12 protein-coding genes and 1 tRNA gene are annotated in these 13,375 nt (G+C 61.8%); 7 read left to right on the forward strand and 6 right to left on the reverse strand.

Annotation, left to right across the window (positions count from 1 at the left end; genetic code table 11):
• Positions 1–53: 53 nt before the first annotated feature.
• The 3 genes from CRO23_RS08045 to CRO23_RS08055 form a co-directional block, all read right to left on the reverse strand.
• Complete coding sequence (locus CRO23_RS08045; protein WP_004110859.1) at positions 54–560, reverse strand: polyketide cyclase; 507 nt, start codon at positions 558–560, stop codon at positions 54–56.
• 133 nt (positions 561–693) lie between these two features.
• Positions 694–1,602, reverse strand: coding sequence for a LysR family transcriptional regulator (locus CRO23_RS08050; RefSeq protein ID WP_023464152.1), 909 nt, complete (start codon positions 1,600–1,602; stop codon positions 694–696).
• A 210-nt stretch (positions 1,603–1,812) separates the two neighbouring features.
• The gene (locus CRO23_RS08055) at positions 1,813–2,733 is read right to left on the reverse strand and encodes an AraC family transcriptional regulator (protein WP_097101708.1); all 921 of its coding nucleotides are present in this window, start codon (positions 2,731–2,733) and stop codon (positions 1,813–1,815) included.
• 105 nt (positions 2,734–2,838) lie between these two features.
• Here CRO23_RS08055 and CRO23_RS08060 point away from each other — a divergent pair, with 105 nt between their 5' ends.
• Positions 2,839–3,672: an oxidoreductase gene (locus tag CRO23_RS08060; RefSeq protein WP_079452258.1), complete on the forward strand. Its 834-nt coding sequence runs from the start codon at positions 2,839–2,841 to the stop codon at positions 3,670–3,672.
• Positions 3,673–3,767: 95 nt separating this feature from the next.
• Here the strand turns inward: CRO23_RS08060 and CRO23_RS08065 are convergent.
• The 3 genes from CRO23_RS08065 to dpiA all read right to left on the reverse strand — a co-directional run bounded on the left by CRO23_RS08065 (position 3,768) and on the right by dpiA (position 7,836).
• Positions 3,768–3,843, reverse strand: a tRNA-Asn gene (locus tag CRO23_RS08065).
• A 114-nt stretch (positions 3,844–3,957) separates the two neighbouring features.
• Positions 3,958–7,047 carry a beta-galactosidase gene (locus CRO23_RS08070; protein WP_097101710.1) on the reverse strand — a complete coding sequence of 1,030 codons (3,090 nt, stop codon included), beginning with the start codon at positions 7,045–7,047 and terminating at the stop codon, positions 3,958–3,960.
• A gap of 102 nt (positions 7,048–7,149) precedes the next feature.
• Positions 7,150–7,836, reverse strand: coding sequence for a two-component response regulator DpiA (gene dpiA / locus CRO23_RS08075; RefSeq protein ID WP_016927082.1), 687 nt, complete (start codon positions 7,834–7,836; stop codon positions 7,150–7,152).
• Between the two features lie 313 nt (positions 7,837–8,149).
• Here dpiA and citC point away from each other — a divergent pair, with 313 nt between their 5' ends.
• The 6 genes from citC to citG are packed head-to-tail and all read left to right on the forward strand — an operon-like array spanning position 8,150 to position 13,354.
• Positions 8,150–9,220, forward strand: a complete 1,071-nt coding sequence (gene citC / locus CRO23_RS08080) for a [citrate (pro-3S)-lyase] ligase (RefSeq protein WP_097101712.1) — start codon at positions 8,150–8,152, stop codon at positions 9,218–9,220.
• The gene (citD, locus tag CRO23_RS08085; RefSeq protein WP_016927084.1) at positions 9,220–9,528 is read left to right on the forward strand and encodes a citrate lyase acyl carrier protein; all 309 of its coding nucleotides are present in this window, start codon (positions 9,220–9,222) and stop codon (positions 9,526–9,528) included. The genes citC and citD overlap by 1 nt, the downstream gene beginning before the upstream one ends.
• Positions 9,512–10,432 (forward strand): citrate (pro-3S)-lyase subunit beta, encoded by a 921-nt coding sequence (citE, locus tag CRO23_RS08090; protein WP_016927085.1) that lies wholly within the window; start codon positions 9,512–9,514, stop codon positions 10,430–10,432. The genes citD and citE overlap by 17 nt, the downstream gene beginning before the upstream one ends.
• Positions 10,432–11,937 carry a citrate lyase subunit alpha gene (gene citF / locus CRO23_RS08095; RefSeq protein ID WP_028130661.1) on the forward strand — a complete coding sequence of 502 codons (1,506 nt, stop codon included), beginning with the start codon at positions 10,432–10,434 and terminating at the stop codon, positions 11,935–11,937. The genes citE and citF overlap by 1 nt, the downstream gene beginning before the upstream one ends.
• Before the next feature lie 3 nt (positions 11,938–11,940).
• On the forward strand, positions 11,941–12,489 hold the full coding sequence (gene citX, locus CRO23_RS08100) for a citrate lyase holo-[acyl-carrier protein] synthase (RefSeq protein ID WP_028130662.1): 549 nt from the start codon (positions 11,941–11,943) through the stop codon (positions 12,487–12,489).
• Positions 12,470–13,354, forward strand: a complete 885-nt coding sequence (gene citG / locus CRO23_RS08105) for a triphosphoribosyl-dephospho-CoA synthase CitG (protein WP_016927088.1) — start codon at positions 12,470–12,472, stop codon at positions 13,352–13,354. The genes citX and citG overlap by 20 nt, the downstream gene beginning before the upstream one ends.
• The last annotated feature ends 21 nt before the right edge of the window (positions 13,355–13,375 follow it).

A 13,375-nucleotide genomic window follows, 5' to 3' on the forward strand; every position in this document is an offset into this window, starting at 1 on the left:
TTGAGGCTGCGGGGAAGTGCAGCCTCAGTGATATGACTGTGGAAAGCGGTTTATTATTTCTTTGCTGCTCGAATCAGGCCGTCAAGCCATTCCTGATGACCATTAAGCATTGGGTTCGGGCGGGTATTTGCCAGATCTTTTGCCGGGACTCCGTTCTGTGTTTCCTGCGTTAGGATACGGACCCTGTGACCGGAAAGATCCTCCAGTAGCCACGCATGATGGACATCGAGTCGTTGAGCGGTATCTTTTTCACCGGCCCATCCGTGCCATGCCAGGCGAGCAGGTTTACCTTCAGCAGGTGGAACAAACTCCACAACCTGAGCTTCAACTGGGAAACCAAACGTGCTGAAGTAGAAGCGAACCCCATTTTCCAATTCTGGACCTTTGTTGTCATAAAAGCGCACATCGGCGGAATTTTTATAGTATTCCGGCCATAGCAATGGCTGACTCAGGAGCGGCCAGACATCATTGACGTTCAGACCTGAGATGATCATTTCATTAGAAACAAAGTTATCGGTAAAACCCGGAATAAAGCCTTCAGGCCAGTTAATCGCGTTCATAAATTTCTCCAATTGCTATAGTTGAGTGTACTGCGTGTGTCATTACGGCAGTAACGTGATGACAGTGATTATTGGTGCAATGGAGTTATAAGGCGAATTGTCATTACTTATATTCTTAATAAAATAAATTATATCAGGGCGCGGGATGTTGGCTTACTTCTGCGCATAAAGCACGAATCCACTGATGACTTGGGTCACGATGGGTTCGCTCATGCCAGGCCATGCTCTTGGTAAAGCCGGGTACTTTCAGGGGCAAAGGGAGAATGATGAGATCGTTGTTAGTCAAGACCATGCGGTGAGGTACAACTGCAATCATATCAGTCACTTGCAATATATCAGGTATCACCTGAAAACTATTAACTGACATGCCTACTCGTCGTGTCAGACTGAGCTTAGCCAGTGCTTCATCTGTAACACCGGTGAAGTTACCTTCTGATGACACCAGAATATGTTCCTGTTTGCAAAATTGTTCGAGCGTCATTTCTGAACTCGCTGCCAGAGGATGATGACGTCGTGCTACGCAGACATAATCTTCTTCATAGAGCGCTCTTCCATGCAGGTCTTCGGGGGTTGTTTGCGGTGTTATCAAAGCCAGATCAACTTCACCCCGAGACAACTGCTGATACATTCGCTCATTGTCCACGGGCCGCACGGCGATTTTAATATTCGGTGCACGTTGTTTTAGCTCAGCCATCAACGGAACGACAACAGCCTTAAGTGCATAGTCCGTTGCGACGATGGTATAAGTCAGTTCCACCGTCACCGGATCAAATTTCTTTGGTTTCAGCAGGATAGCGATATCGGTGAGGATTTGTTTTACCGGCGTAGAAAGTTCGTTGGCCCGCATTGTGGGGACCATACCGTGGCTGGTGCGAACAAAGAGTGGATCGTCAAAGTAATCACGCAAGCGAATAAGCATACCACTGACGGCAGGCTGCGTCAGGGAGAGGCGCTGTGCAGCCCGAGTCACGCTTCCCTCATCCAGTAATGCATCAAGGGCCTTAAGAAGGTTAAGGTCGAGGGTTCTGATATCATTTTTCATAATGAACTAGCCTGACAGATATTAAAATTTTAATTCAGGCTAAATGCTCGGGAAAAGGTTGTCTAGAAGGTTTGCGAGTGTTTTCCGTTTGGGGGAACTTCCATTTCTGGATGGTAAGCCTTGTACGGATAAGTCCGCTCTTCGCTCATAGCAGACCTTCGTCTGCCCTGCGCCAGAAGCGAACTATCGTTTCGCCAGACCAAATCAGCCTCAGTGCGATGAAACAAATACCGACGCAGGCTGCGCGGGCGGAATGGCGAAGTGACGCTGCATGCGTTTTATCTCCTCCGCCGGTGGCAGGCCAAACAGACGCTTGAATTCGCGATTAAATTGCGATGGGCTTTCATAGCCAACGGCGTAACTCGCGGCGGCGGCGGTGATTTGTTGGCGCACCATCAGCATCCGTGCCTGGTGCAGGCGTACCGATTTCACATACTGCATCGGCGGCATCTGCGTTATCGCTTTGAAATGGCTATGAAAGGTCGGCACGCTCATGCCGGCCAGCATCGCCAGTTGCGCCAGCGTTAACGGCTCCGCGTAAGTGGCGTGGATGTGCTGCAACGCTTTACCGATTTTGCCAAACTGGCCCTGTAAGGCTAGCGCGGCACGCATCGCGTTGCCCTGAGCGCCTGTCAGCACGCGGAAATAGAGCTCTCGTACCCGCGCCGGACCGAGGATCGCCGCCTCAAGCGGGTTGGCCAGGACGTCAAGTAAGCGAAGTACGGCCATTTTTACCGTGTCGTCCATGGGGCTCGACATCATGCTTTGCGGCGCGGCGGGAGGATGCGGGGCGCCATGTTGTTCAATCTGCAACATCAGTTCCGCGGCAAGCTGAAAATCCAGATGCATGTAAATCGCCAGCAGCGGATGCGCTGCCGACGCGTCGGTTTCCATCACAAACGGCACTGGCACCGAAACCGCCAGGTAGTGCTGCTCATCATATAAATAGGTCTGTTGACCGAAATAACCGCGTTTGCTGCCCTGGCAGACAATCACGATCCCCGGATCGTACAGCACCGGCGTTCTGGCAAGCGGGCGATCGGAACGCAAAATTCGCACATCAGGTAGGGCAGTGAGGTTGTATCCCTCTTGCACCGCAAGTCTATTCATCAGGGCAATCATGTCGGACATCCCACCACCTCATAAAATCAGGCAAGAAAAAGAGAAGATACGGCCTAAAAATGCGGCAGAGCAGAGAATACCATGCAACCTTCATGGTTCATGGGAGTTCTTTTTATGGCATCTGCAAAAACGATTTTAATTACCGGCGTCAGCAGTGGCTTTGGTCAGGCGCTGGCGCGGGAAGCCCTCGCCGTGGGGCATCGGGTTATAGGGACGGTGCGCAACAGCGAAGCGCTACAGGCTTTCGGCGCGCTCGATACGCAGCGGGCTTTTGGCTATCTGCTTGATGTCACGGACGTTGAGCGTATTGATGAGGTGGTTGGAGAGATTGAGTCCGCCGTCGGTCCGATAGATGTGCTGGTGAACAATGCCGGTTACGGTCATGAAGGCATTCTGGAAGAATCTCCGCTCGCAGAGCTGCGCCGCCAGTTTGACGTCAATGTGTTTGGCGCGGTGGCGATGATCAAAGCCGCGCTGCCGGGCATGCGCCAGCGCCGTCGCGGCCACATTATCAATATCACCTCAATGGGCAGTTTCATTACCTTGCCCGGTATCAGCTATTACTGCGGCAGCAAATTTGCACTGGAAGGGATATCAGAAGCGTTAAGTCAGGAGCTTACCCCGTTCAACATACGCGTGACCGCAGTGGCGCCCGGTTCGTTTCGAACGGACTGGGCCGGGCGTTCAATGGTACGCAGCCCTCGCCGTCTCCCGGACTATGACGCGTTATTTGAACCTGTTCGTCAGGCGCGCCAGGAAAAAAGCGGCAAGCAACTCGGCGATCCTGTGAAGGCGGCTCACGCCATACTGGCATTGATCGAGAGCCAGACCCCACCCACGCATCTGTTGTTAGGCAGTGACGCATTAAGTTTGGTGCGGCAAAAGCTCGAGGCGTTAGGTCAGGAAATTGCACAATGGGAGAAACTGACCCGTTCAACGGATGGCTGAACGGTGTCGGGTAGGGAGGGCGTAGGGATCACCGATTATGACCGCCCGACAGCAAAAAGCCCGCTTAAGTTTCCTTAAGCGGGCTTCTCTAAATATGGCTCCTCTGACTGGACTCGAACCAGTGACATACGGATTAACAGTCCGCCGTTCTACCGACTGAACTACAGAGGAATCGTTTGAACGGGGCGAATAATAGCGAGGCGCCGTCGGCATGTCAAAGGCGGATTACACATTCTGTGACTGTTTGCTTACAGAATGCGCAACCCGTTGAGTTTTTTGGCAGATTTAGCCCTCTGGCGCTCGCTGCAGGCGCAGCTGATAGCGGTAAACGCCGGCGGTGAGCAGGTAATCCCGGTGCACGCTCGGGCTCCAGGAGTCGTCGCCGCCCACTCCCATGTGGAAGCCGTCCAGGTGCAGCCAGGTGCCTGCTTCTGGCTGCAGCAGATGCTGGTGGCTGCAGGCCATCAGCTGTTGCAGGCCGTAACGGCTGAGCGAGAAGTGGAAGCGGCCGTCGATGCGCCAGCCGCCGTAGCGCAGGCTGCGGGTGTCACAGCGCAGGCCGTTCTCGCCGGGGAAAATATACGGTGTATGCAGGTCCGCCAGCGGCAGGCGCCAGCGCCCGTGCTGCGCGGCCAGGCGGCGATCCGGGTAGTTTTCGTGCGGGCCCAGGCCCAGCCATTCCGCCTGCGGCTGCACCGTCGCCAGTTGGCAGTGCAGGCCGATGCGCGCCGGCGGCGGCAGGGCGTCGGCCACCTCGACCTCCACGTTCACGCTCACCGCGCCCAGCGCGTCGAACAGCCACTGTTTGCGGCTGATCAGCAAAATCTCCCCGTCCACGCCGAACTGGTGTTCGCTCACCACCCGCACGCCGTTTCGCAGCGCATCCGCCTGCAGCCGCGTGCAGCGCTCTTCCAGCCGGTACAGGCCTGCCAGCTTCCAGCGTTCGACCCAGGCGTTGGGATCGATATGGTTCGCCTCGCTGACGCCGATGTCGTTATCGATCGGCGCGCGCGCAAAGCCGTCGCGCAGCGGCGTCAGCAGCTGCGGCTGTTCATTCTGCCACCACTGCGTCAGGTGGCCGCTGCTGCGCTCGAAGCGCCAGCGCTGGTCGCCGTGGGTGAGCGTCAGCCCCTGATCGTCTTCAGTCAGCGTGGGCGGCACGCCCTGCGCCGGCGGCGGCGCGGGATGCAGCGCGCGCGGCACCCGCCACTGATCCCAGGCGCAGCGGTGGTGCGCTTCGGACCAGTCGGTGGCCTGCGGCTGCACCACCTCCACGTTCAGCCACAGCTCGCCGGACTGATGCAGCATCGGCAGCCGGTCGAGCAGGGTGAAGCGAGTGCTGCCCTGAGGCGGCAGCGCCAGATCGAAGCTGCCGCTGGCGCGCTCCACGCCGTCCAGCTCCAGCCGCCAGTTGAGCTGTTCGTTGTCGGTGTGGCGGAACAGGTAATCGCTGGTGACGGTCAGCGTCAGCGAGGCGGCGTCGAAGGCGAAGCGGAACAGCTGCTGGGCCCGCTGCGCTTCGAACAGTGCCGGGTGTGGGGTACGATCCGCGAACACCAGCCCGTTCAGGCAGAACTGGCGATCGTTAGGGGAGTCGCCGAAGTCGCCGCCGTAGGCCCAGAACTCTTCGCCGCGCTCGTCGCGTTTGATCAGCGCCTGATCGACCCAGTCCCAGACAAAGCCGCCCTGCAGGCGTGGATAGTGGTGGAACGCGCGCCAGTAGCGCTCAAAGCCGCCGAAGCTGTTGCCCATCGCATGGGCGTATTCGCACAGGATCAGCGGGCGCTGTTCCTCCGGCAGGCCGATCCACTTGCCGATCGCCCATTTGGGCACCGCCGGGAACGGCTGATCCTGATCCACTCGCGCATACATCGGGCAGATGATGTCGGTAGCGGCGGTGTCGGCGCCGCCGCCTTCATATTGCACCGGGCGGGTCGGATCCTGGCTTTTCACCCAGCGGTACAGCGCGTCGTGGTTTACGCCGTGGCCGGACTCGTTGCCCAGCGACCAGATAATGATGCAAGGGTGGTTGCGATCGCGTTGCACCATGCGGGTGACGCGCTCGCTCATCGCCGGCAGCCACAGCGGATCGTCAGCCAACCGGTTCATCGGCTGCATGCCGTGGGTCTCGATATTGGCTTCGTCCACCACGTACAGCCCGTAACGGTCGCACAGCCGGTACCACAGCGGGTGATTGGGGTAATGCGAGCAGCGCACCGCGTTGAAGTTGTGCTGCTTCATCAGCAGGATGTCGTGGCGCATCGTCGCCTCGTCCATCACCTGGCCGTGGCGCGGATGATGCTCGTGGCGGTTAACGCCGCGGATCAGCAGCGGCTGTCCGTTGAGCTTCAGCAACCCGCCGCTGATTTCTACCTGACGGAAGCCGACGTCATAGGCCTCCACCTCGATAATCTCCCCCTCGGGCGAGAGCAGGGCGACGGTGGCGCGATACAGCGCGGGCGTTTCGGCGCTCCACAGCGCCGGGCGTTCCACCGGCAGGCGCAGCGTGGCGCGATCGTCATAGGCGCCGCGCTCGTCCACGATCTCGCTGCCGAGCGGCTGGGTGCGCTCGGCCACCCGCGCGCCATCGCGCCACAGCTGAACCTGCACCAGCAGCGGGCCGGGCCGGCTGGCGCGCGCCGTCACCACCAGTTCGCCGCGGGTAAAGCCGTCATGCAGCGGGGTGGTGATGCGCACATCGCTCAGGTGCGCGGCGGGTTTGTGCAGCAGGCTGACGTCGCGGAAGATGCCGCTCATGCGCCACATGTCCTGATCTTCCAGATAGCTGCCGTCGCACCAGCGCAGCACCATCACCGCCAGCCGATTTTCACCCGGCTGCAGCCACGGGCCGAGATCGAACTCCGCCGGCAGGCGGCTGTCCTGCGAATAGCCGACCCAGTGGCCGTTGCACCATAAATAGAACGCCGAGTTGACGCCGTCGAAGATGACGCGCGTCTGGCCGGCGGCCAGCCAGGCCGGATCGACGTTGAAGGTGCGTGAATAGCAGCCGGTCGGATTGTCTTCCGGCACGCGCGGCGGATCGACCGGGAACGGGTAGCGCACGTTGGTGTAAATCGGCGCGTCGTAGCCGGCGAGCTGCCAGTTGCTCGGCACCGCCAGCGGGGCGGCGTCCGGCAGATCCTGCTGCAGCCAGCTCTCCGGCGCCGCCTCTGGGCGCGGGAAATAGCTGAAGCGCCACTCGCCGTTCAGCGACCGGCGGCTGGCGCTGGGGGCGTCATCGCGCGCGTCTTCCACCGTGCGCCAGCTGGCGAACGGCGGGTGAGCGTCCAGTCGGCTGTAGTGGGTGCAGGCCGGGTTTTGCCAGTCACGGCGGGCGAGGATTTCGGTCAGGGAAGCATGGGGCGCAGCAGGCATCGGCGATCGTCCAGTCGGCTAGGTGATGCTCACCAAGATGCTGACCGGCGCATAAAAAGTAAAGCGGTTACACGCAACCTTGCAAGGGCGATCAAATAACCATTAATGCGGTTCGCCGGCGCGGTAGATCCGCTGTGGGCGGCCGACCTTGCCGTAAATGATCTCGGCGCGCAGCTGCTGTGCGGCGGTGCAAAACTCCAGATAACGGCGCGCGGTGGTGCGGCTGAGCCCCATTTTTTGCGCAACGCTTTCAGCGGTGTGGCGCGCGGCGGGTTCGGCGAACAGCGCGCGGATCTTGCCCAGCGTCAGCTCGTCGATGCCGGCGGGCAGCGCCGCCTGCTGTTCGCCGCGGGCATAGGTGTTGAACATCTCGTCGATGCGGCGCTGGTTGAGGCGCGCTTTGTCCTTCAACGCTTCGCGGCGCTGGCTGAAGCGCTGCAATGTCTGGCTCAGCCGGTCATAGGCCAGCGGTTTGATCAGGTAGTCGAACACGCCGTAGCGCAACGCCTCGGCCACGGTGGCCATGTCGCTGGCGGCGGTGATGAACACGATGCCGCCGCGATACCCGCTCAGCGTCAGTTCGCGCAGCAGGGTGATGCCCTGGCCGTCGGGCAGAAAGTTGTCCAGCAGGATCAGGTCCGGCTTGAAGCGCTCGGTCATGGTGCGCGCCTGCGCCAGGGTGCCGGCCAGCCAAATCTGGCGGCAGCCGCCGTTCTGGCGGATAAACTCCGCGTGCATCTCCGCCAGCGGCGTTTCGTCTTCAACGATCAGGATGTTCAGCCATTCCATAATGAAACCTACTATTGCAATCAAGATGCTAAATGAATGTAAGTAAATTGCGGCGCTAAATAAAGATTATCTCAATAATAAACACCATAAGATTAATTAAGCAAATAAAGAACATTAAATAACTTATTAACCGGGAACGGTTTGTGAAATAGGTCAATAATTGGCGTTTTTTTTCTGTTTACCATTGATTTATCGAACGCGAAACGGCGTTTATCTTCATGGTTTTTAAGGTTTTAATTGCCGTCATTGATGTTAATTAAAATGCCTTTTTGTATTTAACTTGTTGTGTGCCAGTTAACCCAGAGAGCGTGTTATGTTAGGCGATGCCGTATTTAATCGGGTAAAGCGATCGGATCATAAAGCGATTTCGGAAATAAGCGCCTTCTTGCGCAGTAACGATCTGAATATCGACACCACGGTTGAAATATTTATTACCGTTACCCAGCACGACAAATTGGTCGCCTGCGGCGGTATCGCCGACAATATTATCAAATGCGTCGCCATCAGTCCGCTGATGCGCGGCGAAGGGTTGGCGCTGGCGCTGGCGACCGAGCTGGTGAACCTGGCCTACGAGCGCCATCACACTCAGCTGTTTATCTACACCAAGGTGCAGAACGAGCCGCTGTTCCGCCAGTGCGGTTTCTACCCGATCGCCACCGTGCCGGGCATCGTGGTGCTGATGGAAAACAGCCCGTGTCGCCTGAAGCGCTACGCCGCCCAACTGACGAGCCAACGTCGGCCGGGCGATACCATCGGCAGCATCGTGATGAACGCCAACCCCTTCACCCGCGGGCATCAGTATCTGGTGCGTCAGGCGGCCAAACGTTGCGACTGGCTGCACCTGTTTCTGGTGAAGGAAAACACCTCGCGCTTCAGCTATGAAGACCGGCGCCGGCTGGTGCTGGCCGGCACCGCCGATATTCCCAACCTCACGGTACACGAAGGCTCGCAGTACGTGATCTCGCGCGCCACCTTCCCCTGTTACTTCATCAAGGATCAGGGCGTGGCCGACGACTGTTACACCGAAATCGATCTGAAGATCTTCCGCCAGTATCTGGCGCCCGCGCTGGGCATTACCCACCGCTTTGTCGGCAACGAGCCGTTCTGCGCGGTGACCGCGAAATACAACCGCGACATGCGCTACTGGCTGGAAACGCCGGCGCTGCCCAGCCCGCCGATCGCGCTGGTGGAAATCGAGCGTTTGCAATATCAGGGCACGGCGATCTCCGCCTCCTGGGTGCGCAAGCTGCTGGCGGCGGGGGACTTCCACGCCGCCGCGCCGCTGGTGCCGCCGGACACCCTGTACTACCTGCAGGATCTGCAAACGCAGCGCCGGGCCAAGGCGGCCCCGCATCCTTTTGAGTCCGCACAATCAGGTGAATGATGAAAATTATCCGAGAAGCAATGGCCGGCACGCTGGAATCCAGCGATGTCATGGTGCGCATCGCGCCCGCCGAGGGGCCGCAGCACGATCTGTTGATCGCCAGCAGCGTGGAAAAACAGTTCGGCACGGCGATCCGTCGCACCCTGCTGGAGGTGCTGCAGCGCTATGAGGTGGAGCCGGTGCAGGTGATCGTCGACGACAAGGGGGCGCTGGACTGCGTGCTGCGCGCCCGGCTGGAAACCGCGCTGATGCGCGCCTGCGAGAGCGGCCAACTGCCGTGGGAGGCGAAAGATGAAAACGCTGAATAAAACCCGGCTGCGCCGCAGCATGCTGTTCGTTCCCGGCGCCAATGCGGCGATGGTCAGCAATGCCTTTATCTACCAGGCCGATGCGCTGATGTTCGATCTGGAAGACTCGGTGATCCTGCGTGAAAAAGACGCGGCGCGCCGGCTGGTGTACCACGCGCTGCAGCACCCGCTGTACCAGGAGGTGGAAACCATCGTGCGCGTCAATGCGCTCGACTCCGCCTACGGCCTGGCGGACCTGCAGGCGGTGGTACGCGGCGGCGCGGACATCGTGCGCCTGCCGAAGACCGACAGCGCGCAGGACGTTGTCGACATGGAGCGCGAGATCGCCGCCATCGAGGCGGCCTGCGGCCGGCCGGTCGGCAGCACCGGGCTGCTGGCGGCGATCGAATCGGCGCAGGGCATCACCAACGCGGTGGCGATCGCGCACGCTTCGCCGCGTCTTATCGGCATCGCGCTGGGGGCGGAAGACTATGTGCGCAACCTGCGCACCGAACGCTCGCCGGAGGGTATCGAGCTGCTGTTCGCCCGCTGCTCGCTGCTGCAGGCGGCGCGCGCCGCCGGCATTCAGGCGTTCGACACCGTCTACTCCGACGCCAACAACGAAGCCGGCTTCCTGCAGGAAGCGGCGCTGATCAAACAGCTCGGCTTCGACGGCAAATCGCTGATTAACCCGCGCCAGATTGAGCTGCTGCACAACCTGTATGCGCCGACCGCCAAAGAGGTGGCGCACGCGCAGCGGGTGGTGGACGCCGCCGAGGCGGCGGAGCGGGAAGGGCGCGGCGTGGTGTCGCTCAACGGAAAAATGGTCGACAGCCCGGTGATTGAACGCGCCCGGCTGGTGCTGGAGCGCGCCGCGCTGTCCGGCTTACGGGAAGAACCGGCGCAGCACGGGGAGGAAGCATGATGAACCGCCAACAACGATTGATGACCTTCGCCAACCCGGCGGATCTGCCGGGCTATCAGGACGTGTCCAAAGCCAACCTGCAGGCGCGCAAACCGCGCGATCTCAAGCTGTGCGACTCCTTGCAGGAAGCGGTGCGCCGCAGCGGGCTGCAGGACGGCATGACCATCTCCTTCCACCATGCGTTTCGCGGCGGCGATCTGGCGCTCAATCAGGTGATGGAGACGCTGGCGGCGATGGGGTTCCGCAACCTGACGCTGGCCTCCAGCTCGCTGACCGACTGCCATGCGCCGTTGGTTGAGCATATCCGCCACGGCGTGGTGAGCCGCATTTACACCTCCGGGCTGCGCGGCCCGCTGGCGGACGCCGTTTCGCGCGGCCTGCTGGCGGAGCCGGTGCAAATTCACTCGCACGGCGGCCGGGTCAACCTGATTGAATCCGGCGAGCTGAAGATAGACGTGGCCTTCCTCGGCGTGCCGGCCTGCGATGAGTTCGGCAACGCCAACGGCTACAGCGGTGAAGCCTGCTGCGGCTCGCTCGGCTATGCGCGGGTGGACGCCGAGGCGGCGGGCACCGTGGTGCTGCTGACCGAGCAGCTGGTGCCGTATCCGCATCATCCCGCCAGCCTGGCGCAGGATCGGGTGGATCTGATCGTGCAGCTGGAGCGGGTGGGCGACGCCGACAAGATCGGCGCCGACGCCACGCGCATGACCTCGAACCCGCGCGAGCTGCTGATCGCCCGCCGCGCCGCCGAGGTGATCGCCGGTTCAGGTTACTTCACCGAAGGGTTTTCGCTGCAAACCGGCACCGGCGGCGCCTCGCTGGCGGTGACCCGTTTCCTGGAGGACAAGATGCGCGCCCGCGGCATTCGCGCCGCGTTCGCCCTCGGCGGCATCACCTCGACCATGGTGGATCTGCACGAGAAAGGGTTGATCGGCAAGCTGCTGGACGTGCAGAGCTTCGATCGGGCGGCGGCGACCTCGCTGGCGCGCAACCCGCGCCATATCGAAATCAGCGCCAACCAGTACGCCAACTTCAGCTCCAAGGGCGCGTCGGTCGATCGGCTCGACGTGGTGGTGCTGAGCGCGCTGGAAATCGACACCGGCTTCAACGTTAACGTGCTGACCGGCTCCGACGGCGTGCTGCGCGGCGCGTCCGGCGGCCACTGCGACACCGCCGCCGCCGCGCGGCTGGCGATCATCGTCGCGCCGCTGGTGCGCGGGCGCATCCCGACGCTGGTGGAGCAGGTGACCACCTGCGTCACGCCGGGTTCCAGCATCGACATTCTGGTGACCGACCACGGCATCGCCGTCAACCCGGCGCGGCCGGAGCTGGCGCAGCGCCTGCGGGAGGCCGGGCTCGAGGTGGTGAGCATCGACTGGCTGCGCGCCCGCGCGCTGCAGCTGACCGGCGAACCGCAGCCGATCGCCTTTACCGACAAGGTGGTGGCGGTGGTGCGCTACCGCGACGGCTCGGTGATCGACGTGGTGCATCAGGTGGCGGAGTAACCGATGGCCGCCGTCGATCCTCAACTGGCCGCCGAACGCGCGGTCAGCCTGCCGGAGCTGCTCACCAGCCGCGAATGCCGCCAGGCGCGCCAGCAGGCGTGGCTGGCGCAGCACGAGTGCACGCTGCTGGTGCTGACGCTGGTCGTCCCCGGCCCGGTGAAGGACAGCGCGCTGACGCGCGGCATCTTCAACCTCGGGTGGGCGGCGCTGCTGCGGCTGCGCGCCGAGCAGGGCTGGCCCAGCCCGCAGGCCGAGGCGCTGGCGCTTTCCACCGGCTGCGAAGGGTTTGTGGCGCTGCGCGCCGACGCCCAGCGGGTGAAAGATTGCGCCATGCAGCTGGAGGTGAGTCGCCCGATCGGCCGGCTGTGGGATATCGACGTGCTGGATGCGCAGGGGCGCATTTTGTCGCGCCGCGACATCGGCCTGCCGGAACGGCGCTGCCTGCTGTGCGGCCAACCGGCCAAGATCTGCGCCCGCCAGCGGCGGCATGGCAGCGAGCAGCTGCTGCAAGAAATGGAAAGGATGTTCAACGATGCGATCTCTGCCGATTAATCCACCCGCCCGTCGCACCGAGCCGGCCTGCGACTTCGCCCGCGCCGCTTTCCGCGCGCTGCTGGTGGAGGTCAACCTCACGCCCAAACCGGGGCTGGTGGATCGTCATAACACCGGCGCCCACCGCGACATGGATCTCGGGCACTTCTACCGCAGCGCCCGCGCCATCGGCGTGTGGCTGCCGCGCTTTATCCAACGCGGACGGGAAGACGCGGCTTTGCCGGCAGAGCAGCAGCTGGCGCGGCTGCGGCCGCTCGGCATGGCCTGCGAAAACCAGATGTTTCGCGCCACCGGCGGCATTAACACCCACAAGGGCAGCGTGTTCTCACTCGGGTTGCTGTGCACCGCCTTCGGCCGCCTGCAGCAGCAGAGCCGTGACATCGGCGCGGAGGCGCTGTGCGGCGAGGTAGCGGCGATGTGTCGGGGGCTGGTGGACCGTGAGCTGCGGCGCAACAACGCCGGGCAGACCGCCGGCCAGCGCTTGTTCGCTGCGTATGGCCTCAGCGGCGCGCGCGGCGAGGCGGAGTCCGGTTTTCGGTTGGTGCTTGACGGCGCGCTGCCGCTGTATCGGCAACGGCTGGCCGCCGGCGGCGACGAACAGCGGGCGCTGCTGGACAGCCTGCTGTGGCTGATGGCCCACAACGATGACACCAACGTCGCCTCGCGCGGCGGCCTGCGCGGGCTGCGCTGGCTGCGGTGCCGGGCGGCCTGGCTGCTGGCGCAGGGCGGCTCGGCGGGGGAAGCGGGCCTGGCGCGCCTGCGGCGCTTCGATGCCGACTGCATTGCCCGCAACCTCAGCCCCGGCGGCAGCGCCGACTTGTTGATAGTGACCTGGCTGCTGGCGCAGCTGGGTGCCCAAGAATAATAACCAAGCCTTCAGGAGAGT

This window comes from Serratia sp. JKS296, from assembly GCF_900215445.1.
In the GTDB taxonomy this organism is placed as follows: domain Bacteria; phylum Pseudomonadota; class Gammaproteobacteria; order Enterobacterales; family Enterobacteriaceae; genus Serratia; species Serratia marcescens.